Origin of the sequence: Archangium lipolyticum, from assembly GCF_024623785.1 — a bacterium.
GTDB classification, from domain to species: Bacteria; Myxococcota; Myxococcia; order Myxococcales; family Myxococcaceae; genus Archangium; species Archangium lipolyticum.
The window spans coordinates 117,193-142,878 of record NZ_JANKBZ010000015.1 but is presented as its reverse complement, the minus strand read 5'-3'; the positions used below and the strand labels follow the sequence as shown (position 1 = coordinate 142,878).

19 protein-coding genes are annotated in these 25,686 nt (G+C 69.0%); 8 read left to right on the top strand and 11 right to left on the bottom strand.

All coding sequences use genetic code 11. The features are described from left to right. Nucleotides 1-6: 6 nt before the first annotated feature. Nucleotides 7-780, bottom strand: coding sequence for a M50 family metallopeptidase (locus NR810_RS29090; protein ID WP_257457498.1), 774 nt, complete (start codon nt 778-780; stop codon nt 7-9). A gap of 95 nt (nt 781-875) precedes the next feature. Further along, entirely contained in the window at nt 876-1,763 is an 888-nt protein-coding gene (locus NR810_RS29085; protein WP_257457496.1) for an aldo/keto reductase, read from the bottom strand. Between the two features lie 173 nt (nt 1,764-1,936). On the opposite strand from NR810_RS29085, the gene NR810_RS29080 reads away from it, so the two are divergent. After that, nucleotides 1,937-3,001 carry a sensor histidine kinase gene (locus tag NR810_RS29080; protein WP_306818594.1) on the top strand — a complete coding sequence of 355 codons (1,065 nt, stop codon included), beginning with the start codon at nt 1,937-1,939 and terminating at the stop codon, nt 2,999-3,001. A gap of 24 nt (nt 3,002-3,025) precedes the next feature. Here the strand turns inward: NR810_RS29080 and NR810_RS29075 are convergent, their stop codons facing one another. From NR810_RS29075 to NR810_RS29065, 3 genes are all read right to left on the bottom strand, one after another. Continuing rightward, on the bottom strand, nt 3,026-3,790 hold the full coding sequence (locus tag NR810_RS29075) for a class I SAM-dependent methyltransferase (protein WP_257457495.1): 765 nt from the start codon (nt 3,788-3,790) through the stop codon (nt 3,026-3,028). Between the two features lie 30 nt (nt 3,791-3,820). After that, nucleotides 3,821-4,591 (bottom strand): hypothetical protein, encoded by a 771-nt coding sequence (locus tag NR810_RS29070; protein ID WP_257457494.1) that lies wholly within the window; start codon nt 4,589-4,591, stop codon nt 3,821-3,823. A gap of 82 nt (nt 4,592-4,673) precedes the next feature. Further along, nucleotides 4,674-5,585 carry a LysR family transcriptional regulator gene (locus NR810_RS29065; RefSeq protein WP_257457493.1) on the bottom strand — a complete coding sequence of 304 codons (912 nt, stop codon included), beginning with the start codon at nt 5,583-5,585 and terminating at the stop codon, nt 4,674-4,676. A gap of 119 nt (nt 5,586-5,704) precedes the next feature. Between NR810_RS29065 and NR810_RS29060 the strand changes: the two genes are divergently transcribed. Continuing rightward, nucleotides 5,705-6,721, top strand: coding sequence for a zinc-dependent alcohol dehydrogenase family protein (locus NR810_RS29060; protein WP_257457489.1), 1,017 nt, complete (start codon nt 5,705-5,707; stop codon nt 6,719-6,721). On the opposite strand, the gene NR810_RS29055 is transcribed toward NR810_RS29060, so the two are convergent. Genes NR810_RS29055 through NR810_RS29045 form a run of 3 tightly spaced genes read right to left on the bottom strand, consistent with a single transcriptional unit; the run spans nt 6,702 to nt 9,362 of the window. Next, nucleotides 6,702-7,619 carry a PhzF family phenazine biosynthesis isomerase gene (locus NR810_RS29055; protein ID WP_257457488.1) on the bottom strand — a complete coding sequence of 306 codons (918 nt, stop codon included), beginning with the start codon at nt 7,617-7,619 and terminating at the stop codon, nt 6,702-6,704. The two genes, NR810_RS29060 and NR810_RS29055, sit on opposite strands and share 20 nt — an antisense overlap. Nucleotides 7,620-7,656: 37 nt before the next feature. Beyond that, the gene (locus NR810_RS29050) at nt 7,657-8,460 is read right to left on the bottom strand and encodes a hypothetical protein (protein ID WP_257457487.1); all 804 of its coding nucleotides are present in this window, start codon (nt 8,458-8,460) and stop codon (nt 7,657-7,659) included. Nucleotides 8,461-8,486: 26 nt separating this feature from the next. Next, the gene (locus NR810_RS29045; protein WP_257457486.1) at nt 8,487-9,362 is read right to left on the bottom strand and encodes a hypothetical protein; all 876 of its coding nucleotides are present in this window, start codon (nt 9,360-9,362) and stop codon (nt 8,487-8,489) included. Between the two features lie 343 nt (nt 9,363-9,705). On the opposite strand from NR810_RS29045, the gene NR810_RS29040 reads away from it, so the two are divergent. Beyond that, nucleotides 9,706-11,925 (top strand): class I SAM-dependent methyltransferase, encoded by a 2,220-nt coding sequence (locus NR810_RS29040; RefSeq protein WP_257457485.1) that lies wholly within the window; start codon nt 9,706-9,708, stop codon nt 11,923-11,925. Nucleotides 11,926-11,998: 73 nt separating this feature from the next. On the opposite strand, the gene NR810_RS29035 is transcribed toward NR810_RS29040, so the two are convergent. Next, nucleotides 11,999-14,350, bottom strand: coding sequence for an ATP-binding protein (locus NR810_RS29035; protein ID WP_257457484.1), 2,352 nt, complete (start codon nt 14,348-14,350; stop codon nt 11,999-12,001). Nucleotides 14,351-14,677: 327 nt separating this feature from the next. Here NR810_RS29035 and NR810_RS29030 point away from each other — a divergent pair, with 327 nt between their 5' ends. Together NR810_RS29030 and agmC are read left to right on the top strand one after the other, a co-directional pair. Continuing rightward, the gene (locus NR810_RS29030) at nt 14,678-16,567 is read left to right on the top strand and encodes an OmpA family protein (RefSeq protein WP_257457483.1); all 1,890 of its coding nucleotides are present in this window, start codon (nt 14,678-14,680) and stop codon (nt 16,565-16,567) included. 33 nt (nt 16,568-16,600) lie between these two features. Further along, nucleotides 16,601-20,050: an adventurous gliding motility protein AgmC gene (agmC, locus tag NR810_RS29025; protein WP_257457482.1), complete on the top strand. Its 3,450-nt coding sequence runs from the start codon at nt 16,601-16,603 to the stop codon at nt 20,048-20,050. 75 nt (nt 20,051-20,125) lie between these two features. Here agmC and NR810_RS29020 read toward each other — a convergent pair whose 3' ends face one another. Together NR810_RS29020 and NR810_RS29015 are read right to left on the bottom strand one after the other, a co-directional pair. Continuing rightward, the gene (locus tag NR810_RS29020; protein ID WP_257457481.1) at nt 20,126-21,694 is read right to left on the bottom strand and encodes a sensor histidine kinase; all 1,569 of its coding nucleotides are present in this window, start codon (nt 21,692-21,694) and stop codon (nt 20,126-20,128) included. Nucleotides 21,695-21,823: 129 nt separating this feature from the next. Then, a complete protein-coding gene (locus NR810_RS29015; protein WP_257457480.1) occupies nt 21,824-22,813 on the bottom strand; it encodes an endonuclease/exonuclease/phosphatase family protein in 990 nt (329 codons plus the stop codon). Nucleotides 22,814-23,032: 219 nt separating this feature from the next. On the opposite strand from NR810_RS29015, the gene NR810_RS29010 reads away from it, so the two are divergent. Genes NR810_RS29010 through NR810_RS29000 form a run of 3 tightly spaced genes read left to right on the top strand, consistent with a single transcriptional unit; the run spans nt 23,033 to nt 25,680 of the window. Then, the gene (locus NR810_RS29010) at nt 23,033-23,569 is read left to right on the top strand and encodes a hypothetical protein (protein WP_257457477.1); all 537 of its coding nucleotides are present in this window, start codon (nt 23,033-23,035) and stop codon (nt 23,567-23,569) included. A 46-nt stretch (nt 23,570-23,615) separates the two neighbouring features. After that, on the top strand, nt 23,616-24,458 hold the full coding sequence (locus NR810_RS29005; RefSeq protein ID WP_257457476.1) for an AAA family ATPase: 843 nt from the start codon (nt 23,616-23,618) through the stop codon (nt 24,456-24,458). Nucleotides 24,459-24,471: 13 nt separating this feature from the next. Beyond that, nucleotides 24,472-25,680, top strand: coding sequence for a vWA domain-containing protein (locus NR810_RS29000; protein WP_257457475.1), 1,209 nt, complete (start codon nt 24,472-24,474; stop codon nt 25,678-25,680). Nucleotides 25,681-25,686: the final 6 nt, after the last annotated feature.

Here is a 25,686-nt window from a genome sequence, read left to right as displayed (position 1 = left end):
GCGGGCCTACCGGAAGGACAGGCCGGCCATGGGGCCGCGGGAGGCCATGAGGCGCCGGCGCCGGAGGATGGAGCGCAATCCCAGCCACATGGCCCCGAGCGACACGGCCATCCACACCGCGGCCCAGAGGGGAGCGGGCAGGTACGTGAGCCGTGCCATGGTGTGCGCGTCGGAGACGCCTACTTCCAGGCCGAAGCCGAGCAGGCCCTTGATGTCCTGCAGGGCCATGAGACAGGAGAGCGCGGCGATCCACACCACGAGTCCCCGGCGGAGCCAGACGGGACCCTTCCACGCGACGAGTCCGAGCAGGGCGCCCATGCCGGCGATGAAGCCGAGGGTGAAGAGCCCATCCGAGCGAGACGAGCCGGTGGCGAGCGCGTGGGCGGAGCCGGGGTCGGGCGGGAGCAGGGGGACCCAGAGGACGGCCACGGCCACCATCCAGGCGACGAGGCCCCACAGCAGGGCCCGTCCGCTGCGCATGCGGCCGGCGGCGACCAGCAGCAGCGCACCGGCCACCGAGGAGCCCACATAGCCGCCGGAGGAGATGAGCAGCTCCTTCCAGAGAGAGCCGGTGCCGGAGTGGTAGGTGAGCCCACCCGTGGCGGGGCTGATGGTGACGCTGCCCACCTGAGCGCCCAGGGCCCAGGCGGTGAAGGCGTGCCCGCTCTCGTGCATGAGGGTGACGAGTAGCCGGAAGGGGTACAGCCACACCGTCTGCCAGAGGAAGAGGCTGGCCACGGTGGCGAGCACCAGGCACGCCAGCAGGGCGCGGGTGGTCATCGGCGGTGGCTCGGGGACGGGACGCATGGCGCTTGGACGCTAACACGGACGGATTCGTTCCAGCTCTCGTCCCGCTCGCCTGCCTTCCGGGCGCGCTACCTCCGGCTGCGCTGCCACGCCTCGCGTCCCTGGGCATCGAGCGCGCGGAAGTCGTCGCTGGAGAGGGTGATGCCGGCGGCCGCGGTGTTCTCCTCGAGGTGGCGGACCTTGCCCGTGCCCGGGATGGGGAGCATGACGGGGCTGCGCTGGAGCACCCACGCGAGCGCCACCTGCGAGGGCGAGGCGGAGAGCTTCTTCGCGAGGGTGTCGAGCAGGCCGCCGGGGGCGGCGAGGCTTCCCGCGGCCAGCGGGTACCAGGGGATGAACCCGATGCCTTGCGCGGCGCAGTAGTCGAGCACCTCCTCGCTCTGACGGTTCACGAGGTTGTAGAGGTTCTGCACCGTCGCCACCTTGAAGAAGCGGCCGGCGGCCTTGACCTCCTCGACATTCACCTCGCTCAGGCCGAGGTGCCGGATGAGGCCCTCGCGCTGCATGTCCGCCATGACGCCGAACTGCTCGTCGCGCGGCACCTTCGGGTCGATGCGGTGCAACTGCCAGAGGTCGATGCGCTCCTGCTTCAGCCGGCGCAGGCTCATCAGCACGCACTGGCGCAGGTACTCGGGCCGTCCGAGGGGGGGCCAGACGTTGGGCCCGTGGCGGGTGAGGCCGCCCTTGGTGGCGATGACCATTCCCTTGGGGTAGGGGGCCAGCACCTCCGCGAGCAGCTCCTCGCTCACGTGCGGGCCGTAGCTGTCCGCGGTGTCGATGAAGTTGATGCCCAGCTCGGGCACGCGCTTGAGGGTCCTCCGGGCCTCCGCGGGGTCCTCCGGGGGTCCCCAGATGCCCTGGCCGGTGATGCGCATCGCGCCGAATCCCAGCCGGTACACCTCCAGGTCTCCGCCAATCTTGAATGTGCCGCTCGTCTTCGCGCTCGTCTCCGCCATGTGTTGCCTCCTGCGGGGGTGGTGGCTCACCGGGTGACCCGGGAAAGAAGTAGGCGGTCCATAACAGGTCATCTTCCCCGCCGGGCGCTGGACCCGGCGTGCACTTCGCGGTCTGTTCGGGACTCCACGGCGATACGATGCCGGGGGTCCTCGCATCCAGGAGGCGTTGAGGGATGACCAGTCAGGAGCCGGTGAGGGAGGCCGATGCCGCGCGCCTGCTCTTCGTGGCGGGAGAGGGCGAGACGCGGCAGGTATTGGAGCGGCTGAGGGGAACGGGGCTGGAGGTCTCCTCGGAGCGGGTGGGCACACCGGAGTCGCTGAAGGCGGCGCTGGAGCGTCCGTGGGACCTGGCCGTGTGTGGGGCGGAGCTGGCGGGGCTGGGCTTCCAGGAGGTGGCGCCGCTGTTGCGCGAGAAGGCACTGGCCTTCCTCGTGCTCACGCCGCGGTGGGATGAGGCGGAGCTGCACGCGGCCCTGGCGGCGGGAGCGCATGGCTACCTGGACATGGGGCGGCTGGCGCAGGTGGTGCTGGAAGTCCAGCGTGAGGTGCGGCGGGCCCGGCGCCAGCGCAGGAGCGAGCTCGTGGCCAGCCTCAACCATGACATCCGCTCACCCCTCAACGGCATCATCGGTTATTGCGAGCTCCTGCTGCTCGAGGAGGGCGGCCACCTGACGCCGCGCGGGCAGCGTGACCTCGGCATGATCAAGAAGAGTGGCAAGGCGCTGCTCTCGCTCATCAATGACGTCCTGGAGCTGATCAAGATCGACGCGGGCCAGATGCTGGTGGAGCGGGAGTTGTTGAACTTCCGGGAGCTGACCGAGGAGTGTGCCGACACGGTGCGCGAGCAGCTCGAGGGCAAGGACGTCGAGCTCACCACCCAGCTCACCGAGCAGGTGTACATCCTGCGGACAGACGAGCTGAAGCTGCGCCAGGTGCTGCTCCACCTGCTGTCCCACGCGGCCAGCGTCACCCCGTCCGGACGCATCGCGCTCACCGCGTGCGCCGAGGGCCAGGAAGCCATCTTCACCATCGAGGACACGGGAGGGGGCATTCCCGAGGACGAGCTCCCCTTGCTCTTCGAAGAGCCAGGCAAGGGAGGCGGTCCCCCCCTGGGGCTGGTGCTCGCCAGGGAGCTGACGCAAGTGCTGGGGGGCTCACTGTCCGTGCGGAGCATCCCGGGGTGTGGCACCACCTTCACGGTGCGGCTGCCCTGTCTCGTCGAGGACGAGGCGGGTTGAGATCCCTGCTCGAGGGGTAGACTTCTACTGCTTCACGGAGGAGCCGTCCGAGCGGGCCTCCACGAGGACCAGGGGCTCCATCTCCACGAACCGTTGCCAGAAGGCGGCGGCCTCGCTGTCCGGGTTGGGGCGCGCCCTCACGGGCACCCACTGGATGGAGGAGAAGCCCGCCTCCCGGAAGGCCCACTCATAGGACTCGGGTGACAGATAGGCATTGGTGAGCTGGAAGCTCGTGCCGTCCGGGTTGAAGAAGGTGAGGGTGATGAGGTCCCCCTCGGTGCGTGGCGAGGGGACCTGCTTGGTGAGGCCATAGGGGCGGTAGCTCGCGTAGTGCTTTGGATCACTGCGCGGGTTGTCGGCGACACCCACGAAGCATCCGCCCGGCGCGAGGTTGCGGCGGATGGCCCGGCAGAAGTCCAGGAGCTGCTCGCGCGTCCGCGCCTGATTGAGCAGGTAACAACCGACCACCCGATCGAAGTCGCCCAGGCGCTCGAGCCCGGCCACATCGCCCACCGCATAGGTGCACCCGAGCGGCTCGCGGCGCTCGGCCTCGCGGGCCAGCTCGATCATCGCCGAGGACACGTCTACCCCATGAACGGTGGCCGCCCCCCGCCGCTTCATCTGCCGGCTGTAGAAGCCCTCGCCGCAGGCGAGGTCCAGCACCCGCTTGCCCCGGAGATCGCCCAGCTGCTCGAACAGGCTGTAGTGCTCGAGCTCGAGACGGAAGGGGATCAGCTTGGACTGCTGGTATTCCTCGGCCAGGGTGTCGTACTCGGGGGGGTGCCCCATGGGCCCTCCAGGAAAGGGGTCGTGAGCACTCTAGACCGCCGGGAAAGGTGTTCGGGAACGCCTGACGAATTCGGCGGCATTCTCGAGGAACCCTCGGATGGCCTTCTCGTGGTCTCCATGACTGGCTTGGAGCAGGGATTGCTCCCTGGTCTGCCATGGGGGCAATTCCTTCTCCCGATGGAGCCACTGCTCGAACCGAGCATATTCCTCGTCTCGGGTGCCCGAGAGCTCCAGGCACAGGCGGTAGCCGTCGATGAGTCCTGCCATGCGCTGCACCTTGATGTCGCCGATGATCATGGCCAGGCGCCCCTCTACATCGCCGATCGCCTGGCGAGCCTCCAGCAGCATGTCGAGGGTGGGAACAGGAGGGTTGGTGGAGAGAAGGGACGGCCGCTGGTTCCAGGGATGAGCCCCTTGCCCATGGTATGGAATGGCGGCCAGCGCCTCGGGAGACAAAGAGCGGAACTCCGCGACGCGGTCCAGGTACTTCCTGACGGCACATTCGTGATCGCCACCGCACTCGTCCAGGAACCTGCCGTCCCAGGCCCTGCCTCGCTGTGGATTCGTGAGAATCTCCAGCCAGTCGTGGAACAGGACATCGCTGCCTTCGTGCACGCCCAGGCTGCACATGCACTGCGTATAGCCGATGGAGAACGTGGAGAGCCGAGCCGCATCGGCCATGCCGATGTAGACATAGGGTCCCGTGCGTTTCTCCTGTACGTCCTGACGAATGCGCAGGAGTACATCGAGCAACGCGACGACCTGCCTCGGAGTAGCCGGAAGATTGGACTGGGGACTCATGGCATTGATTCCGGCAAGGCCTCGATGACATTCTCATGAATCTTCAACCCTCGGGTCAATGACGATTGCTCTGCCCTCGGTGTCATCTGTCGCTCGACAACCGTTCCGGGATGCGTGCGACGAGCACGTCGATGGCGGCGCGCACCTTCGAGGGCAGGTGCTTGTTCTGTGGCCAGACGGCGTAGATTTCATTGCCGTAGCGGCGCTCCTGCTCCAGGACAATGACGAGCTGTCCTCCGCGCACGCGCTCCGCGACGAGCCAGCACGGAAGCCATGCCAGCCCCACCCCCTGCACCGCCGCGTCGGCGATGGTCTCCCCGTCGTCGAAACGCAGGCGCGAGGGAACGGACACGAGCTTCTCGCCACCCTGGCCATCCGGAAACCGCCAGGGTTTGGAAATGCCATTGCGCCCGTAGGCGATGGCCTCGTGACCTTCCAACTCCTCAAGTGAGGTGGGACGGCCGTGCCTGGCGAGGTAGGCGGGCGCGGCGCAGACCACCATCTCCTGGACTCCCAGCCGACGGGCCGTCAGTCCGGCCTGGTCCGCCAGGGGCGCGACGCGGACCGCCAGGTCGTAACCGTCCTCGATGAGGTCGACCACGCGGTCGGTGAAGGAGAGCTCCACTTCCAACCCGGGATGCTGGCGGGCCAGCTCCCAGAGCAGCGGCGCCGCGCAGTGCCGGCCGAACATCACCGACGCGCTCACGCGCAGGCGGCCGGTGGGCGCGCGGCGGCCGGAGTCCAGCTCCGCCTCGGCGGCCTCCAATTCCGCCAGCGCGCGCACACAGCGCTCGTAGAAGGCCTGTCCATCATCGGTGAGGCTCTGCCGGCGGGTGGTGCGCTGGAACAGGCGCGTTCCCAGCCGCTCCTCCAACCGGGCAATGCTCTTGCCGATGGCCGAGCGCGACAGGCCCATGCGCTGAGCGGCGAGCGCGAAGCTCCCGGCTTCGGCGGCTTGCACGAACGAGAGGACTCCGCTGAGGCGATCCGTCATGACTCCGCTCCGATTGGTGACTTCATGTCCGCGGTGAGTGGACGAAGTGTCGCCACTGGCGAACAGGATTCGTCTCTATATCCCTCGTGCCTCTTTCACGCATCAGCACGGAGCAGACGATGAGCGGCACGATGAAGCGTTGGCAGTTGCGGCAGCCCGGCCGGGCGCATCTGGAGCTGGCGGACGTGGCGATTCCGAATCCGGGACCGGGCGAGGTGTTGGTCCGCGTCTCGGCCGTGTCGCTCAACTACCGCGAGAAGCTCGTCCTGGACGGCGGAGGCAACTCGGACATGCCCCTGCCGTTCGTCCCCACCTCCGACATGGCGGGGGAGGTCGTCGCCACCGGGGCGGGTGTGCGGCGCTTCAAGGAGGGAGCGCGGGTCATCGCCAACTTCCAGACCGACTGGTTGGAGGGCCCGGCGCCCCGGCCGGTGCGAAGCCTGGGTGGCAGCGCGCCTGGCGTGCTGGCCGAGTACGTGGCCATGCCCGAGAGCTGGCTGGTGGCCGCTCCCACGACGCTGGATGACGTGCGGGCGAGCACGCTGCCATGCGCCGGACTCACGGCCTGGACCGCGCTGGTGGAACTGGGCGCGCTCCGTCCGGGGCAGACGGTGGTCACCCAGGGCACGGGCGGCGTGTCCCTGTTCGCGGTGCAGCTCGCGTCGGCCATGGGAGCGCGGGTCATCGTGCTCTCCGGTGACGAGGACAAGCTCTCCCGCGCCAGGGAACTGGGCGCGGCCCATGGCATCCATCGTGGCCACACGCCCGACTGGGCGAAGGTGGTGCTCGACCTCACGGACGGGCAGGGCGCCGACCACATCCTGGAGGTGGTGGGTGGCGAAAACCTCGCCCGCTCGGCGAATGCCATCGCTCCTGGCGGGCGCATCTCCCTGATTGGCGTGCTGGAGGGGTTCGAGGCCCGCTTCCCGGTGCTTCCGGTGCTTCAGTCGCAGGGCGTTCTCCAGGGCATCTTCGTCGGCCACCGGCGAGGGCTGGAGAACCTGGTGCGCGCGGTGGACCAGCTCGCGCTCGAGCCGGTCATCGATGCGGTCTATCCCTTGGCCGAGTTCCCGAAGGCTCTGGAGCACCTGGACCGCGGGCCATTCGGCAAGCTCGTCATCCGCGTCCGCTCCTGACGACGGGGGGAGACGGCTCCAGCACGACGCGGCCCCCCACCCGCCAGCCGGTCGCGTCGTCATCGCCTGTGTGCTCCACCACCAGACGGCACGGCCGTCCCATGTCTTCGCCTTGTGCAAGGGTCAGGTGCTCGAGCCCGGGATGCCCTCCCACCCGCCTGAGCCACAGGGCGGGGGCGGCGGCGGAACCCCCCGTGGCTGGGTCCTCGACGATGCCAATGCCAGCAGGGAAATGACGCACGGCGAGGTGCGCACGGGTCGCGTCCGCATGCTCGACGACGAAGGCATAGAGGCCAGTGCAGCCCAACTGGGCGGCAATGCGCTCGACGGCCGCGGGATCCACGGTCATCGCCTTCAGCCGCTCACGTCTTTCGAGCGGAATCAGGGTCTTCAGGCGCGCTCCGCCCGCGTTCCACAGCCGCGCGGGCAGGTCGCCCGGCGTGAGTCCGAGGGCCGCGGCCAGTGCCGCTCGCATCTCCGGTCCCACCTCCACCGGGGACAGCAATTGCCTTCCCAGCTCCACCGAGACCTCGAAGGTCATGGCATCCACCACCTCGACCCGGGCCGTGAGCTCCCCAGAGGGGGTTGTCACCGCCACGGCTCGCCCCTCACCGGTGATGCGCCCTTCGCTTCGGGCGAGCGCCAGTCCACCCAACAGACCGTGGAGGCACAAGCTCAGCTCTCCATCCGGCGCGATGAACCGGAAGTCCCTGCCCGCGGCCTCGAGTGTCACCTCGACGCTGGTTTCGCGAGCAAGCGCCCGGGCCATGTCGACCGCCGCCGCGGAGGCACCTGGCTCCATACCCACCGGCAATACCCAGGTGGGGTTGCCGCCGCGCGCGGCGGCGGAGATGAAGGCGCGGGCATAGCGGGCCTCAGCAAGCACGATAGCGGTCACGTCGGTGCTCCCCAGCAGGGCGGCTCTCTGGCCGTCTTTATTGCTTCCCGAGCTGCCGGTCCCAGGCATACACCTGCCCCAGCAGATCCGACGTGCAGGCGCCAGACACCCGCTCGAAAGTGCGAGGATCGAGCGTGGCGAGGCGCTCACGCTGGAAGGCGGGATCGGCCAACACCTGTTGGTGCTTCAGGTCGCGTGCGAAGGTGAGCACACGGGGCAACTGCCGGAGGACGGCCTCGATGCTGTCTTCCCGTGTTGCCCGCGCCATGCGTTCCGTCGCCGTTTCCAGGCGCATGCGCACCGAGGCTCCTTCCTCAGGGCACCACGCATCCATGGCCCAATCACGGGCGGCCAGCATCAGTTCCTCCAGGGTGAGTAAAGCCCCCAGGGTCTTGAAGAGGTAGCGCACGGATTGGAGTGTTTCCCAGAAACGCAATACCGCTCGCAGGCGCAGCGCCATGAGCTCCGCGCTCCTGGGCGCATCCGAGTCAATCGCGAAGTACAGTGCACCCCAGGCCGTCTCGCGGAAGAACGCCTCGTAAGCGTCCCTTGCGACAAATGCATCCTGTCCTTCCATGTCTTCGGACAAGCCGTTCATGACATTGGACATCATGTACAGCCGCCAGGCCGGGCGCTCGCGTTGGAAGTCGGCCACCCCATGAGCCACCACCACTTCGCCGGGGGGCACTTCCACCAGCCGCAGGGGGGCGGGGAAGGTACCGTCCTTCTGGTACTGCTCAGCGCACCACAGCCCTTCCTTACGCGTCTTTTGTTGGACCGAGGCGTAGCTGCCATGCAGGAAGGATGGCATTTGCAGTGAAGAAGGCTGTCCAGGCGCCATGGCGCGCGTCCTATCAAATCGGGCTCTCATCGAGTAGGGGTCATGCCCGCTGCGGCGGGTGCCCGTGCTGGAGGCGCAGGCGGTTGCGTCCGTGCTGGAAAGGGGATGACTTGTCCACCTCCTTGGCTGGGGGGTTGCTGCGCCCTCGTGCCCGAGCCCATCCGACCGAAAATCTCACCTGAGAAGACCCCTGTCGCGACGGTGCCGACAACCTCGATGACGATGCCCACGTAGCCGCTGAAACTGGCGAGTTTTTCGCGACGGCTGATCATTCCTTCCACGGCTTGACCCACCCACCCGCCGTACTGCTGCATCTCTTCCTTCGTGAGATCCACCCATTGCCTGGCCTCGTATGCCGCCGCCTCGGACTCGAAGCGTTGCTGGCTGCGCGTCCAATGATACTGGACCACTCCTGGTTCAGTGGTCCGCCACTCCAGACGCCAGATGTATTGTCCCTGGGCGAAGCGGATCAGGATTTCCCCCTGGAACCCCGTTCCCCCTGAGAAACTCGATTCCGGCGCCACGGCCCGGTTCAGTGCGGCCAGGTAGGTCTGCACTTCCTGCCGGCCTTCCTGGCGCCCCTGCTCGTTCCAGGGCTTGATCTCAAAGGCATGCAGAACGGTAACGTCCGTGATGTCTGGGCGTAGATTGCGTTCGTCCAGGCGCAAGCGGGATGTATTTCCGAGCCTCGCCTTCTCGAGGATGACTTTGATTGTCTCTTTGTTGTAGTAGACTTCATTGCCAGGGTGATCCACACCGTACATGTAGGCAATCATTCGATGCGCTGCGTTGCCAAGGAAGAGTTCCCAGGGGAGCTCTGAATCCAGATTCCGGCCGGGAACGTTGTAGCCCTGGACTGCAGGGCCGGTGGGCTCCCCACTCGCCGTTGGGCCGTTGCTCATGACCAATAGGGCTCCTGGCGTTGGCGCAGGGCTCAGCGGCGCTCTGGTCCTTGTTACTTCCTGGCTCCAGGTAGATGAAGCCCGCATGCCGGGGGCGCTCGCGCAGCCGGCGTGCATCCAAACGAAGAACAGGGCCGCCCAAAACCGTGCGGCCCGGGACATGGCCAGATACCCAACGGCTGCACTCAAGGTCACCTCCCGCTCCACTTGCCTGGGCATACGCGGAGCCAGGAGTCACTAGAGGCCGCAGGCTGCGGGAAGACCATGCCCTCCCAGGTGAGATCCTCGCGAAAACTCCCGGCTCCCTCCCGCAACGGGTCCTTCGCGGTAGACTGGTGCCCCGATGGCCTCCAAGACGAGCACGGCGGAAACCTACGCGGCCCAGCACCGCGGCAATGCGGACCACTACGCCACCTACTTCGCTGGCATGGATGCCTCCATGCAGCAGAAGGTGGCTCTCACCACTGCTCACTTCCCCACGCGCGGCCGTGTGGCCGACATGGGCAGCGGCTCGGGCCGTGGCACCCATGACCTCGCCTGTCTCTACAGCGGTCTGGAGCTGGTCGGCGTGGACATCAACCCGGTGTCCGTGAAGATGGCCGCCGAGTCCTATCAGCGCCCCAACCTCCGCTTCGTCGTGGGCGACATCGCCGACCCCGTCTTCCCGCCCGAGTCCCTCGATGGCGTGCTCGACTCGTCGGTGCTCCACCACGTCACCAGCTTCAATGCCTTCTCGCTCGCCCGCCTGGAGGAGTGTCTGGACAACCAGGTGCGCGCGCTGCGCACCGGCGGCGTCATCATCATCCGCGACTTCCTCATCCCCGACGGACCCTCGGAGGTGTTCCTCGACCTGCCCACGACGGATGGGTCCGCCGAGGGGCTCGTTCCGGAGCTCTCCACCGCCGCGCTCTTCGAGCGCTTCGCGCGCGACTTCCGCTGCAGCGTCAACCGCGACGGCCCCGTGCCCTATACGCGGCTCGCTTCGCCCCACGCGGGGCACGTCCGCTACCGGCTCGCCCTGCGCGCCGCCAACGAGTTCATCCTCCGCAAGGACTACCGCACCGACTGGGACGTGGAATTGCTCGAGGAGTACACCTATTTCTCCCAGTCCCAGTTCGAGTCCGCCTTCCGCCGCCGCGGGCTGCGCATCCTCAGCTCGATGCCCATCCGCAACCCGTGGATCATCGCCAACCGCTACGAGGGCCGCTTCCACCTGAGCGACGTCGACGGCAGGCCGCTGCCGTTCCCCGCCACCAACTACCTCATCGTGGGCGAGAAGGTGCCCCCCGGCGCGGGCGTGGAGCTGCGCGAGGAGCGCAGTGAGCCTCTCGCCACGCCGCGCTTCCTGTCCCTCAGTGCCTGGCGTCATGAGGAGTCCGGTCACGTCTGGGAATTGGTGGAGCGTCCAGGGCGCACGCTCGACCTGCTGCCCTGGTTCCGCCAGGACGGTCAGGTGTTCGTGCTGGCCAAGAAGGGTTTTCCGCGCCCCATCGTCAATGCCTGCGCGGATCATCCCAACCTCGGCGGCGCGGCGCTGTCCGGCTATGTCACCGAGCCCCTCGCAGCCATTACCCACGCCGGTGAGCCGCCGGACAAGGCCATCACCCGCATCCTCCACGAGCGGGCCGGGCTCCCCGCCGACAGCATCCGCGCCCTCGGTGAGCCGGTGCGCTACTTCACCTCGCCCGGTGGCGTGAGCGAGCGCGTGTCCGCGTACCTCGTGGAGGTGGCCCCGTCCTCCACCGGGTTGCCGGTGCCCGACTACAGCCCCTTCACCAGCTCCGGCTCGGTGCGCGAGCTGGATGCGCGCCAGGTGCTCCGCGCGTGCCACGTGGGCGGCATGGTGGACGCCCGGTTGGAGCTCAACATCCACCGTCTGCTTCGCCACCTGGGCTCCTCACCGGGGCCGTGGATCGGCGCCTCCATCCAGCTCACCGAGCAGTCCGGTGGGCCCTCGTGGGCCGAGGATGCGTTGACCCCCGCGCGCCACGTGGGCTTCTCTCCCCATGAGGACGGTGCCGCCGGCTATCTGGACCTGCGTACCGGTACCTTCTCCGAGCGCGACGCGGAGGGCCGCGTGCTGGCCAGCGTGCCGCGCGAGTACCTCGTGCCCCGTGGCGAGGTCAGCCGCAACACCACCGTGGCCCTCCCCGTGGTGCGGACGCGCGAGGGCATCCGGGTGGGCATCGAGCACCGCGAGTTGCCGGTGGTTCAGCACTTCACGGGCAGCGCCCGCATCGCCGTGTCTCCCGCCTGGCGGCTTCCCCGGACGTTCACCCACCTCGCGCAGGTGCCCGCCTTCATCGCCGAGCGCCTCCGCGAGGAGTTCGCCGTCTCGGTGCGCCACACCTGGGAGCTCGGGGGCTCGTATCACACGACCCCGGGTGTTACTCCCGAGCTGGTCTGGCCTTTCGCCGTGGAGGTCGACGCGGACTCGGCTCATGATCCGCGCCTGCACTGGATGCCGCTCGAGGTCCTCATCAGTCAGTTGGATGTGGTTCAGGACGCCCACCTGCTGGTGGTCGCCTGGCGGTTGGCTCATGCGCTGGGCGTGCTGGGTTGAGATTCGAACCAGGGGTCTAACTACCCTCACCCCCCGCCCTCTCCCAGGGGGAGAGGGAGCATGCGAAACCCGTTCAGTGATCCGTCCGGTGGGGCACGTGGTGGTCGTGCTCGGGTTTCACGCTCAGCGGTAGTCGCACCGTCGCCACCGCTCCTCCTCCCTCGCGTGGGCGCAGCGAGATGCGTCCCCCGTGGCGGCGGATGATCTCCCGTGACACGTACAGCCCCACCCCTATTCCCGAGATGCTCGTCAGCTCTCGCCGGTCTCCGCGCTCGAACCGTCCGAAGAGCTGCTCCTCGTCCTGCACCCGCAGGCCGATGCCCCGGTCGGCCACCACCACCTCCGCCTCGTTGCCCGGCAGCACCCGGGTGTGCACCTCGATGGTGCCTCCCGTCGGGCTGTACTTGATGGCGTTGGTCACCAGGTTGTGCAGCACCTGCTCCATGCGCAGCTCGTCGAACTCGCCCACCAGCGGGCACACCTCGAGCTCCAGTGCGTGCAGTGGCGAGGCACTCACCAGGGGCTCCGCCACCCTCCTCACCACCTCGCCCAGGTCCAGCCGCGCCCGCTCCAGCGGCAGCTGCTCCAGGCCGAGCTGCGAGGCGTCCAGCAACTGGTTCACCAGCCGCGTCACCCGGTCCACCTGCCGGCTCACCGTGTCCAGCCGCTCCACGTGCTCGGCCGGCACCTTGCGCCGCAGTATCTGCACCTGGGCCTTGAGCGCCGTGAGCGGCGTCTTCAGCTCGTGCGAGGCGATGGAGAGGAAGGCGTCCTTCTCCCGGCTGGTGCGCTCGACGGCCTCCATCTGCCGCGACAGCTGCCACGCCATCCGGTCGAACGTCTCCGCCAGCTGGCTCAGCTCGCGCGGCGAGTCCTCGGCCACCTCGGAGGCGCGCGCCGTGCGATCCCCCGCCGCCAGCCGCGCCGCCGCGTGCGACACCCCATGCACCGGCGAGACGATGATGCGCGAGAAGGTGAGCGCCAGCAGCACCGCGGCCACCGTGGCCAGTCCCACCGTCCCCAGCAGGGCGAAGTAGGAGCGCTCCACGTCCCGCTGCAACCGTGTCCCCGGCTGCTCCACCACCACCCGCCACCCCAACCGTGGCACCTCGACCATGCCGAAGTGTTGCAGCGTCCCCGCGCGCACGAGCATCACCGCGTCCTGCTCGCTCTCGTAAATCCCGGTGCCGCCACTGCCCACCTGCTCCAGCGCCTTCGCCAGCGGCGAGCCGGTGGTGCTCCGCATCTGCCCGGTGCCCTCCTCGGACGAGTCGAGCACCACTCCGCCCCGCGCGTCGATGACCCGGATGCGCCGCTCGGTGTCCCTCACCTGGGTGTACGCGTGCTGGCGCAGCCGCGGCAGGTCCATCGCCGCCATCACGTACCCCGCGTAATTCTCTCCCCGGCGGATGGGGGCCGCCGTCACCACCAGCGGCCCGTGCACCCCCCCTCGTCCGAGGAAGACGTCGCTCACCACCGGCTCGCGGGACTGCCGCACCTGCTGCACGTAGGGCCGATCCGAGAAGTCGGTCCCCGCCAGCGGAAGGCCCGCCGCGTCGTTGCGGGGGGAGAAGGCGAGCGCCACCCCCTCCGGGCTGCCGACGTAGGCGTTGACCACCTCCGGCGAGTAGGAAACCAGCGCGTCCAGCTCGCCCTCGAGGAAGTGCGGGCCCGGCAGCGCCCCTTCCGGCGACAGGCTCGCCGAGAGCGTGCGGGCCAGCCGGAACACGCCATGGCGCGAGTGCTGCAGGCTGCTCTCGATTTCATTGGCCACCACCCGGGCCGCGTGCAGGTTCTCCTCGTTCACCTGCCGCACCTCGGTGTCGTAGCGCGCGCGGCCCTCGGCCCCGCCCACCACCAGCAGCGGGATGATGGCTCCCAGCGTGAGCGCCGAGCCGAACGCGCGCCCGATGGACACGTCCGCCATCGGCAGCGGCAGCAGCGCCCGCAGGTGTCTGCGCACCCCGGGCAGCAGCAGCACCACCTGGAGGAGGAGCGCCGCCAACAACCCGTTCACCGCCTGCTTCACCCCCGCCACCAGCGTGGCCTCGAAGGGGATGTCCTCCACCCACCGGTAGGTGAGGAGGAAGTACAGCGGGCTCAGCGCCCAGTAGCAGGCATCCGCCACCAGCGGCGTGAGGCGCCGGCGCAGCGCGCCCACGCAGACGCCCTCGAGAATCATGTTGAGCCACCCCCACGGGTGGCCCCACAGCCAGATCGTCCCCGCGCCCGATAAGGCGCCCGCCAGCCCGCCCGCTACAGGGCCGAACAGGACCGCGGCGAGCAGCACCACCAGGGGACCGAGCAGCAGATGCACCCCGGGCAGTACCTCCAGGGCCGCCAGGTTCACCACCCACCCGATCAGCCCGAGGCCCAGACCCCATCCGATGCGCCTCAGGGTGCTCACCGTGCCCAGGGTGCTCACCTGCTGCCTGCCCGGCAACGATTCTTTGCCCTCGGGATGCACTGGCAGTAGGAGGGAGCGGTCACTGAATGACAGAGGCCTCGGCGGAGCGCCGCACCCGGAGGAGTCAGAGCAATCCGCAATCGGGGCTCCCAGAGGGACGAGCGGGCGTGCACCATACCCTCTACAACTCCTGGACAGCCCTCGGCCTTCCGGTGTCTGTATGCGCGCGGCGACATCCGGAAGACACACGAGGAGCAGTGCTCCCCGAGCTTTCCACCCGGGATGCAGCGCCGCGAGGCGGTCCAGTCGGAACGGGACCCGCAGGGGCCTCGACATGGAGAACTCATGAGCCACAAGAAGCCGTCCCTCCACCGGGGGACGACCCAGCGTGGCGCGCCCTCGTCGACGCGTTCGTCGGGATTCGTGCGCCTGTCCGCCGTTGCCACCTTGCTGCTCGCCCCGGCCGCGCTCGCGCAGCCCACGGGCCTGCCGCGGTTCGAACTGGAGCGTCTGGAGCTCAACCCCAACGGCAAGGGGTCGCTGCTCATGGGCACCGGCGAGCTGCTGCCCGCCGGTGGCTTCCGCCTCTCGCTCGCGGGGCAGTACGAGAATGATCCGCTGGTGATGTATCGCGATGGTGCGCGGTTGGGCTCGGTGGTGGGAGACCGGGTGACGGCGCACCTGCTGGCGGCCTGGGCGCCGATGCGGTGGCTCGAGCTGGGTGTGCAGTTGCCGGTGGTGGCCTGGCAGCGCGGAGATGACCTCAGCGCCCAGGGCATCGGGGCACCGGCTCGCACGGGTCTGTCCACGCCCACGGCGCACGTGCGGTTGGGACTGCTCGCGCAGCAGCGGGAGGCGCCGGTGGACCTGGCGCTCGAGCTGGGCGTGGGGCTCCCCGTGGGCAGCGTGGAGGCGCTCTCGCGGGACAGCATCGTCCGCATCGCGCCCAAGGTGATGGTGGGTCGGAGCTTCGGCTGGCTGCGTGCCGGCGTGGAGGCGGGCGCGCTGGTGCGGCCCACCGTCGTGCTCGGTGACACGGGCACGGTGCAGGACGAGCTGGGCAACGAGGTGCGTCTGGGCGCGGTGCTGGCCACCACGGGCGAGGGGCTGCGCGGCGAGCTCAACGTGCGCGGCACCGTGCCGCTCTCGCGCGAGCCGAAGTCGCTGGAGGTGCTGGCCGGTCTGCGGCTTCCCCTGGGCGCGTCGTCCGAGCTCTATGCGCTGGGCGGTCCCGGCTTCGGTGACACCCCGGGCACGCCGTCCTTCCGGTTGCTGCTCGGCGTGGCCGTGGGCGGTGGGGAGCGGCAGGATGCCTCGCGGCGCGACGACGACGGCGATGGCGTGAGGAATGGCGAGGACACCTGTCCCGCGGAGGCGGGCCCGGCCGAGCGCCAGGGCTGTCCGGTGAAGGACGCGGACAAGGACGGCCTGGAGGACGGTGCGGACACGTGCCCCACCGAGGCGGGCCCGGCCGAGCGCCAGGGCTGCCCGGTGAAGGACGCGGACCAGGACGGCGTCGAGGACAGCGCGGACAAGTGCCCCATGGAGGCGGGTCTGGCCGAGCGTCAGGGCTGCCCGGTGAGGGACGCGGACCAGGACGGTGTCGAGGACAACGCGGACAAGTGCCTCCTGGAGGCGGGTCTGGCCGAGCGTCAGGGCTGCCCGGTGAGGGACGCGGACAAGGATGGCCTGGAGGACGGCGCGGACAGGTGCCCCACGGAGGCGGGCCTGATGGAGCTGCGCGGCTGCCCGGTGAAGGACACCGACGGTGACACCGTGGCGGACCACCTGGACAACTGCCCCGAAGAGAAGGGCGTGGCCACCAACCAGGGTTGCCCGGTGCAGAAGAAGCAGCTCGTGGCCATCCAGACGGGCAAGCTGGAGATCAAGGAGCAGGTGTTCTTCGCCACCGGCAAGGCCGTCATCCAGAAGCGGTCCTTCAAGATGCTGGACCAGGTGGCCCAGGTGCTCCGCCAGCACCCGGAGGTGGACCGCATGGTCATCGAGGGTCACACGGACGACCGGGGCAACGCGGAGGCCAACCGCAAGCTGTCGCTGGCGCGGGCCGAATCGGTGAAGCGCTATCTGGTGGGCAAGGGCGTCGAGGCGTCGCGCCTGGAGGCGAAGGGCTTCGGTCCCGACCGGCCCATCGCGTCCAACAAGACGGAGAAGGGCCGCGCGACCAACCGCCGCGTGGATTTCATCATCACCACCCCCGAGCGCGAGCTGAAGTAGCTGAAGGACGTGAAGATCATGAGGAATCCATTCATGAAGAACTGGCTCGCGGCCGTGCTGTGCGTGCTGGCCCTCGGCTCGACGGCGGCGCTGGCCGAGCCGGACTCGTTCGGTCTGGGCACCGGGCGCGACGGCGCGCACACGGTGACGGCCAACGGTCCCGTCAACAGCTACGCCCAGGTGAAGATGCCTCTGTTGAAGGGCGACGACACCATCGAGGTCGGGGTGTGCACCGGTGCGCCCCGGTGCTTCCAGGAAGGCGATCTGGTGATGGTCCTGCAGACCACGGGGATCCGGTCGGACGCCCCGGAGGCTGCCTCGGGGTATGCCGGCCCCATCGTCATCAACGACCCAACGAAGTTCCAGGTGGGCTTGTGGGAACTGGCGCGGCTGAAGTCGGTGACGGGAACGACGCTCGAGCTGACGGCGCCCCTCATCCGCGACTACCCGTCGAACGTCACCCAGGTCATCCGGGTGCCCGAGTACACGGACCTCGTCATCCCCACGGGGCTGAATCTGTCCGCCCAGGACTGGGACGGCACCAGTGGTGGCGTCATCGCGTTCCTGGCCACGGGTACCATCACGAACGAGGGGACCATCACCGCCAACCGGAGCGGGTTCCGCGGGGGCCTGCCCACCGTCGATACCGCGACGAACACCAGTTGCTCGGGTCTGGACGAGCCTTCCACCCGAGGGGCGCAGAAGGGCGAGGGTCTCGACATCACGCGGTATGAGCCGACGAAGAGCACCGGCCTGGGCAACGTGACCAATGGCGGAGGTGGGGGGGTCTGCAAATGGTCCGGAGGCGGTGGTGGTGGCAACGGTGGTGCGGGTGGCCGGGGTGGCTCTTCCTCCGACGGGAAGCGCCCCGTGGGCGGCCAGGGCGGCGCGGCGCTCCAGTATGATGGCCTCTATCGCCTGACGTTTGGCGGTGGCGGCGGCGCGGGTCATGGTCCTTCCGGGACCGGACAGCGAGGCGGCTCGGGCGGTGGTGCCATCTTCATTCGCGCGGGGGCACTCGCGGGAACGGCGGGCGCCATCACCGCGTCGGGTGGCGCCAGCAATTTGTCTGAGTCCGATGCCGGCAGCGGTGGCGGCGCGGGTGGGAGTATCTACCTGCGCCTCGCCGGGCCCGCCGAGTGCGCCAGCACCAGGGCGAACGGCGGCATCGGCGGCAACTCCAACTCGGACTTCAGGGGCCCTGGGGGCGGCGGCGGCGGCGGCCGTATCCTGTTCCAGGCCAGCACTGATGCATGCATCCGCAGCGTCAGCGGCGTGTCGTCCGGGACGCAGTCGGATGATTTCGATCCCCAGTACGGTGCGAGGTCCGGCTCCCCGGGTATCGCCGAGAGGCTCATCGGTGTGTTCGTCGTGCCGCCCGTACCCTCCGTGACCGAGCCAGCCCATGGCTTGTCCACCCGGAACGTCCGGCCAGACATCAGGGGCAAGGTCCCGGTCAACCCCTCGGGCCCCATCCCCGATGTCACGGCGCTCAGGGTGCTCATCATCATCGATGGGGTCTACGTCGACACGTCCGAGTACCGGGTGACGCCCTACGCCAATGGCGACTTCTTGCTGCCCATGCCCAGGAACCTCTCCGAGGGCCGTCATACGATCGAGGCGGTCACGGAGTACCAGGGCGTGCAGAGCGCCAGGAGCACGGTCAACACCTTCACGGTGGACACCACTCCTCCCGGGAAGCCGACGGTGCTCGTGCCCGCGACTGGCTCCTCCACGCAGGAGACCCAGCCGGAGATCTCTGGCACGGCGGAGCCCGGCAGCAAGGTGACGGTCATCATCGACGGCAAGGACTACGGTCCGGTGACGGCGGACGTGGACGGCAAGTGGACCTACACGCCCACCACGCCCCTGTCCGAGACCTCGCACACGGTGGAGGCCCGGGCCACGGATGAGGCGGGCAACATCGGCCCCGTGTCCGACACCACCACCTTCACGGTGGACAAGACGCCGCCGGGGATTCCGGCGGTGAGCACTCCCACGGAGGGGCTCCGCACGAAGGAGACCCGGCCGGAGATCACGGGAACGGCGGAGCCCGGCGTCGATGTGACGGTCATCATCAACGGCGAGGAGTATGGCCCGGTGAAGGCGGGTGCGGACGGCAAGTGGAGCTACACGCCGACGACGCCGCTGCCCGAGGACAGGAACCAGGTGGAGACCCGGGCCAGGGACGCGGCGGGCAACGAGAGCCCCGTGTCGCCCGTGCCGCGCGTCTTCTACGTGGACACCACCGAGCCCGCGGCTCCCGAGGTGCTCACGCCCACCGAGGGTGCCCTCGTCAGGGGTCCCACGCCGGTCATCACCGGTAAGGCCGAGGCGAACAGCCGGGTGACGATCATCCTCGACGACATCCCCGTGGACATCGTCGACGTGGATGCGGATGGCAATTGGAGCTACACGCCGAAGAGCGTGCTGCTGGATGACAAGCACACGGTGAAGGCCCAGGCCACGGATGAGGCGGGCAACACCGGCCCCGAGTCCGCGCTGCGCACCTTCTACGTGGACTCCACGGCTCCCGCCGCGCCGGAGGTACTGACGCCCGCGAACGGGACGACGGTGGGCACCCATACGCCGGAGCTCGAGGGCAAGGCGGAGCCCGGTAGCACCGTCACCGTCTACGTGGACGGGAAAGAGGTGGGTCAGGTGAAGGCCAACGCCTCGGGCGAGTGGAGCGTGACGGTTCCGGCCGACAAGGCGCTGGATGATGGCCAGCACACGGTGAAGGCGCAGGCCACGGACGCGGTGGGCAATCCCGGCCCCGAGTCCAACACCAACACCTTCACGGTGGACACCACGGCTCCGGACATCTCCATCACCTCGGGCCCGTCGGGCGTCACCCGCGATTCGAACGCCTCGTTCGGCTTCAGCTCCTCGGAGCCGGGCGTTTCCTACGAGTGCCGGCTGGACAACACGGGTGACTTCGTCCCGTGCACCAACCCGCATTCTCTCTCCAACCTGGCCGAGGGTTCGCACACCCTCGAGGTGCGTGCTCGTGATTCCCAGGGCAACGTGTCCGCCACCCCGGCCACCCGCACCTGGACCGTGGACACCCATGCGGCCGCCCCTGTGGTGAGCGCGCCGGCCGACGGCGCGACCGTGGACACCTCCACGCCGGTCATCTCCGGCACGGCGGAGCCCGGCGGCACCGTCACCGTCATCATCGACGGACAGGTGGTGGGCACCGCCCCGGTGGATGCGAATGGCAACTGGAGCTACACGCCGACCGAGCCGCTGACGCCCGGCTCGCACGTGGTGACGGTCCGCACCTCGGACCCGGTTGGCAACGAGAGCCCGGTCTCTCCTGGCCGCACCTTCACCGTCGTCCAGGACACCAACCCGGGCACGGGCGGGGACATCGCCTTCCTGGGTGATGGCTTCGGCTGCTCGGCCACGGGCGGTGACTCCTCGCTGGTGCTGTTGAGCCTGGGCACGTTCCTCGCCCTGGCCCGCCGCCGGCGCCGGTAACCCGCGGCCTCCCTGTCGTGAACCAGGCCGGGCTCTCCTCCCTCACGGGAGGCGGGGCCCGGTCTCTTCATTGGCTCAGTGCACCTGCTGGGGCGAGCCGGTGGTGGGGTGCGTGGGCTCGGGTGGCGTGGGGTTGGCCTCGGACAGCAGGGGGAGGGCCACGTAGAAGGTGGAACCCCGGCCGAGCTCGCTCTCCACCCATATGCGGCCCCCGTGACGCTCCACGATGTCGCGGCTGATGTAGAGGCCCAGTCCCAGTCCGCCGTAGGACGTGACGGAGACGTTGCGGGCGCGGAAGTAGCGCTCGAAGAGCAGCTCCTGCTGGTCCCGAGGTATCCCGATGCCCTCGTCCGCCACGGAGAGCAGCGCGAAGTCGCCGCGCATGTCCAACGTCACACGCACGGTGCTGTCCCCGGGGCTGTACTTGAGCGCGTTCTCCAGCAGGTTGGCGATGACCTGCTCGAGCCGATAGGGATCTCCCCGGATGCGCACCGGCTCGGCCGGGTGCGCGTAGTCGATGCGGTGCTGGCCCCGCTCGGCGTCCATGCCGGTCAGCACGTGCTCCACGATGTTGTCCAGCCGCATGGGCTCGAAGTGCAGTGCGAGCCGGCCGGCCTCGATGCGCGAGGCATCCAGCAGGTCATTGATGAGCGCCGCCAGCCGCACCAGGTGCTGACGGGCGTGGCGCAGCAGCGTGGGGTCCACCGGCTCCTTGCGCTCCAGTCGCCGCTCCAGGCTGGCCAGCCGCAGCGACAGCGGCGTGAGGGGCGTCTTCAGCTCGTGCGAGGCGATGGTGAGGAAGTCGTCGCGTACCCGGATGGCCTCCTGGGCCTCGCGCAGGAGGCGGCCCCGCTCGGCCTCCGCGCTCCGCTGCGCGGTGATGTCCTCGATGATGCCCACGCCGCCCTCCACCTCTCCCTTCTCGTTGAAGCAGGGGGCGAAGCGGGCGCGCACCGGGGTGACCTTGCCCGAGGTGACGGCGCGATAGTCCCCCTCGAAGTACGCGTGTCGCCCGTCGAGCACGTCGCGCACACAGCCCATGATCGACTCGCTCTGGAGGCTGAGCAGGTTCAGCCCGATGAGCATCCGCTTGGACGAGCCCAGGATGCGCACGAAGTAGTCGTTGCACGCGAGGAGGGTGGGCGTGGTGTCGAAGTGCAGGAGCCCCAGCGGAGCGTTCTCGAAGACGAGCTGGTAGGCGCGCTCCCCGGCGGAGATGGGGCTCACCGTGCGCGTGTGCACCGCGGAGGACAGCCGCTCCATCGGCTCCTGGGTGTAGTCGGGGAACTCGGGCGGACGCCGCAGCACCAGCGAGATGCGCTCCCCACCGACTTCTCCGGAGCTGCCCACCGTCACCTCCAGCTCCATCTCCGGCCCGCCCCGGCGCAGCAGGGACGTCCGGACGGGACGTCCACTCAGCGCGCGCCGCCGGCCCAGCAGGTAGCGCAGGAAGGTCTGCCCATCGAAGGAGCACAACCGTGAGGGGAGGAGAAGGGAGAAGGGCTGCCCCACCAGCTCCGGCAGCGTCCAGCCAAGCAGGCGCTCGGCGGCGGGGTTCAGGTAGAGGACGTACTCGCCCCCATCGCAGGCCACGAGCGGGTCGGCCATGGCGTCCATCAACTCCCTGAAGTCGTTGCTGGACATCCCTCCCACCACGCGGATCCTCCTCTAGAGATTACAGGTTGGAGATGAGGGCACGGAGCCGTGAGTACCACCGGCCCACGTCTCGGAAGGCCGCGTCCTGGCATGGAGGGCGAGCGGGCGGCCGTGGGCTCAGCCTGGCGCGGGAGGGGCGGCTTCGGCGTGCGCGGCTGGTGGCTCGAGGTGGAAGCGCGCGATGAGCGGCATGTGGTCCGACAGGCCGTGGAAGCGGCTTTGCGTGTCCCCGAAGGGACGCGTCTCGTCGGCGTCCAGCCAGCGCACCCCTCCACCGGAGAAGATGTGGTCCAGGTGCATGCGCATGTGCATGAAGCCGGCCGTGGGGAAGCCCCGTGAGAGCCGTGGATCGATCTGCCCCACCGCCACCTGGGCATCGGTGAGACAGGCCTCGTCGCACAGGTAGTGGAACACGGGCGAGGCGGGGGGGGAGTTGAAGTCCCCGCAGACGAGGAAGGGTTCCCCGGCCGCTCTGGCACGCACCAGCTGGGCCAGGGCGCGTGCCTCGTGGAGCTGGTTGATGCCGTTGCCCATCTTCTCCCGGGTGGCCCAGAAGGCGCGGGAGAAGGGGGTGGGCAGGCTCAGGTGGGTGTTGAAGACATGGAGCGGGAGACCGTTGTCCCTGCGCAGCAGGCGCATGTGCGCGCAGATGCGGCTCTGCTTGCGCTCGCGCAGCATCCGCACGTGGTGGTGCGTGATGTGGTGGGGCGAGTCCACGTTGTGGGTGTCCACCGCGAGCCGCTGGACGTTGACGAGGATGGCCAGCCCGGTGGTGTAGAGCGAGAACTCGCCCAGCTTGTAGTGGTGGGCGCGGAAGTAGAAGGCCTCGTAGGGCATGGGCCGGCGCAGGTTGGCGAACGTCTCCTCCATGCGCCTCATGAAGGCCTCCAGCTGCGTCTCGTCGGGGCGGGCCCGCCGGTGGGCGACGCTGCTGCGGAACGACTGCGTCTCCACCTCCTGCAGGCAGATGATGTCCGGGAGGGGATCGATCGCGGCCAGGGCCGCGGCCACCCGGCGCTTGGGCCCCAGCGTGCTGGCGAGCCCGCGCAGGGCATGTCCGAAGTAGCGGACGTTGTAGCTGACGATGCGTAGAGGCGTGTCGGCCATGCTCGCTCGTTCGTCCTGTGGAGGCGGGAAGTAGGGGGAAACTATTGCCTCCCATTTCCCAGTGGGAGCGCCCCAGCCTTGCGCGCGGCCCCGGGGGAGGGGTATTGCGCCGCGTCCGGGGTTGCTCGCTCCCCCCGGAGACGTACGGACCGCCCTCTGTCTGGCAGTGGGCCTTGACTCCGGCGCGGTTGCTCCGCGCCCAACCCGAAGAGGAAGCGCATGAACCTGCGTTCGACGCTGTGTGTGGCGATGGCCGTGGCCGCGGGCGGCCTGCTGGGCTGTGGTGAGCAGCCGAAGTACTACCGCGTGGCCATCGACCGGTCGCCGCTGGATGAGGTCTCCGGTGCCTGTTACAGCTCGGGCGAGGGGCCCTCGGACAGGACGACCAACGTGGTCGATGTCGGACAGTGGATCATCTGGGACGGAGTGGATGACCGGAAGTACCTGCAGGTGGGCAACATCAACTACCAGCTGGGCAGCTCCCAGGTGCTCATCCAGGGCGACGCCCTCGTGAGCACCGGCGACGCCAAGAAGCCGACCTTCACCGCCGAGCGGACGCAGGCCAATCCCAGCCGCACCTCACGGGCCACCTACACCTTCGACAAGCTGGGGGAGACCGTGGAGGGCACGCTCGCGCTGAGCTTCTCCTGCACAGGCCCCGGTTGCACTCCCGGTTGTGATGCCACGCTGCGCTTCGAGGGCCGCCGCCTCGACGTGGACCCAACGCTTCAGGTGAGCAACACCGCCAACAACTAGCGGACAGGCAGGCGTCGGGGGCGGGTCGGTGTTAGAAGGAGAGGGCATGACGTCCTCTCCTTCCCGTTTCCGCGGAACCGATACCTACCTCTCCAGCGAAGGCCTCCAGGCCGCAGTCAACTGCGCGCTGACGCTCCAGCGTCCGCTGCTGGTGCGCGGCGAGCCCGGCACCGGCAAGACGCTGCTGGCCGAGGCCGTCGCCGAGAGCCTGGGCCTGCGCCTGCTCACCTGGCACGTGAAGAGCACCACGCGCGCCCAGGACGGCCTGTACGTCTACGACACCGTGCAGCGCCTGTACGACTCGCGCTTCAATGACGGGGACGTGCGGGACATCCGCCGCTACATCCGCATGGGCCCCTTGGGCGAGGCCTTCGCCTCCCGCGAGCGCGTGGTGCTGCTCATCGACGAGGTGGACAAGGCGGACCTGGAGTTCCCCAACGACCTGCTCCACGAGCTGGACCGGATGCGCTTCCGCATCACGGAGACGAACGAGGAGGTGGTGGCCACGCAGCGCCCGGTGGTCATCATCACCAGCAACAACGAGAAGGAGCTGCCGGACGCCTTCCTGCGCCGGTGCGTCTTCCACTTCATCGACTTCCCGGACCAGGAGCTGATGCGCCGCATCGTGGCGGTGCATCACCCGGGGCTGGACGCGGCGCTGACGGAGCAGGCGCTGAAGATCTTCTACGAGCTGCGCGGCTTCACGCGGCTGCGCAAGCGGCCGAGCACGAGTGAGCTCGTGGATTGGATCGCCGTGCTCAAGGCCAACGGCGTCACGGACGTGAAGCTGGAGGACAACCTGCCCTTCCTGGGCGCGCTGTTGAAGCGTGAGCAGGACCTGATGGCGGTGGCGGAGGCCTTCGGGCGGGGCCGCCGGACGAAGGCCTGACGGGGAGCGAGCCATGTTCCTGCCCTTCCTCTACGAGTTGCGGCGGCGCGGGGTGCCGGTGGGCGCGCAGGAGGCGCTCGCGCTGGCGGGGGCGCTGAAGGCGGGGCTGCACGACAGCTCGCTGGATGGCTTCTACCACGTGGCGCGCGCGCTGCTGGTGCACGCGGAGACGCACCTGGACGCCTTCGATCAGGCCTTCCTGGCGCACTTCAAGGGCATGGAGGGCGCGGGGCAGAAGCTCAAGGACGAGCTGCTCGATTGGCTGAAGGAGGCGCGCCAGCGGCGCGAGCTCACCCCCGAGGAGCGGGCGCTGCTGGAGCACTTCGACGTGGAGGAGCTGGAGCGGCTCTTCCAACAGCGGTTGGAGGACCAGCGCGAGCGGCACGACGGCGGCACGCGGTGGATCGGCACCGGAGGCGCGTCACCCTTCGGGCACTCGGGCGAGCCGCGCGAGGGCTTCCGGGTGGGCGGCGAGGGAGCCGAGGGCGGTGGCGGCCGCATGGCGATGAAGATGGCCGGGGCGCGCAGGTACCAGGGGTACCGGGGCGACGTGGTGCTGGACACGCGGCAGATGGCGGTGGCGCTGCGCAAGCTGCGAGCCTTCGCGCGCGAGGGCGCACCGGACGAGCTGGACGTGGAGGGCACCATCGCCTCCACGGCGAAGAACGCGGGCGAGCTGGAGGTGGTGACGCGCCCACCGCGCCGGCCGAACACGCGCGTGGTGCTGTTGATGGACGTGGGCGGCTCCATGGATCCGTACGCGCACCTGGTGAGCCGGCTCTTCTCGGTGGCGAAGCAGGCCACGCACTTCAAGGAGCTGCGCACGTACTACTTCCACAACTGCGTGTACGGGCGCGTGTTCGACTCGCCGTACCTGATGGGAGGCCTCAGCGTGCCGGACCTGCTGGGGCAGGTGGGGCGCCACTACAAGCTGGTGGTGGTGGGTGACGCGTTGATGGCGCCGTACGAGCTGGCGATGCGGACGAACGCGGAGGGCCGCTACGACACGGTGAACGGCAAGGAGGGGCTGGTGTGGCTGATGGAGCTGGCCCGGCACTTCGAGCGCAGCGCCTGGCTCAACCCGGAGCCTCCGCAGACGTGGCGAGGCAACACCATCCAGGCGGTGCACAACGTCTTCGACATGTTCCCGCTGACGCTGGAAGGGTTGGGCGAGGCGGTGGCGCACCTGACGAAGGGGCGCATGGTGCGCGGTCGCCGGTGAAGTGAT

What these genes read in the sequence shown, in the direction of transcription:
- NR810_RS29010 (WP_257457477.1), top strand. Translation starts at nt 23,033, where the DNA reads ATGAACCTGCGTTCGACGCTGTGTGTGGCGATGGCCGTGGCCGCGGGC.
- NR810_RS29050 (WP_257457487.1), bottom strand. Translation starts at nt 8,460, where the DNA reads ATGGCGCCTGGACAGCCTTCTTCACTGCAAATGCCATCCTTCCTGCAT.
- NR810_RS29085 (WP_257457496.1), bottom strand. Translation starts at nt 1,763, where the DNA reads ATGGCGGAGACGAGCGCGAAGACGAGCGGCACATTCAAGATTGGCGGA.
- NR810_RS29020 (WP_257457481.1), bottom strand. Translation starts at nt 21,694, where the DNA reads ATGTCCAGCAACGACTTCAGGGAGTTGATGGACGCCATGGCCGACCCG.
- agmC (WP_257457482.1), top strand. Translation starts at nt 16,601, where the DNA reads ATGAAGAACTGGCTCGCGGCCGTGCTGTGCGTGCTGGCCCTCGGCTCG.
- NR810_RS29015 (WP_257457480.1), bottom strand. Translation starts at nt 22,813, where the DNA reads ATGGCCGACACGCCTCTACGCATCGTCAGCTACAACGTCCGCTACTTC.
- NR810_RS29065 (WP_257457493.1), bottom strand. Translation starts at nt 5,585, where the DNA reads ATGACGGATCGCCTCAGCGGAGTCCTCTCGTTCGTGCAAGCCGCCGAA.
- NR810_RS29075 (WP_257457495.1), bottom strand. Translation starts at nt 3,790, where the DNA reads ATGGGGCACCCCCCCGAGTACGACACCCTGGCCGAGGAATACCAGCAG.
- NR810_RS29040 (WP_257457485.1), top strand. Translation starts at nt 9,706, where the DNA reads ATGGCCTCCAAGACGAGCACGGCGGAAACCTACGCGGCCCAGCACCGC.
- NR810_RS29005 (WP_257457476.1), top strand. Translation starts at nt 23,616, where the DNA reads ATGACGTCCTCTCCTTCCCGTTTCCGCGGAACCGATACCTACCTCTCC.
- NR810_RS29030 (WP_257457483.1), top strand. Translation starts at nt 14,678, where the DNA reads ATGAGCCACAAGAAGCCGTCCCTCCACCGGGGGACGACCCAGCGTGGC.
- NR810_RS29080 (WP_306818594.1), top strand. Translation starts at nt 1,937, where the DNA reads ATGACCAGTCAGGAGCCGGTGAGGGAGGCCGATGCCGCGCGCCTGCTC.
- NR810_RS29070 (WP_257457494.1), bottom strand. Translation starts at nt 4,591, where the DNA reads ATGAGTCCCCAGTCCAATCTTCCGGCTACTCCGAGGCAGGTCGTCGCG.
- NR810_RS29045 (WP_257457486.1), bottom strand. Translation starts at nt 9,362, where the DNA reads ATGAGCAACGGCCCAACGGCGAGTGGGGAGCCCACCGGCCCTGCAGTC.
- NR810_RS29000 (WP_257457475.1), top strand. Translation starts at nt 24,472, where the DNA reads ATGTTCCTGCCCTTCCTCTACGAGTTGCGGCGGCGCGGGGTGCCGGTG.
- NR810_RS29090 (WP_257457498.1), bottom strand. Translation starts at nt 780, where the DNA reads ATGACCACCCGCGCCCTGCTGGCGTGCCTGGTGCTCGCCACCGTGGCC.
- NR810_RS29060 (WP_257457489.1), top strand. Translation starts at nt 5,705, where the DNA reads ATGAGCGGCACGATGAAGCGTTGGCAGTTGCGGCAGCCCGGCCGGGCG.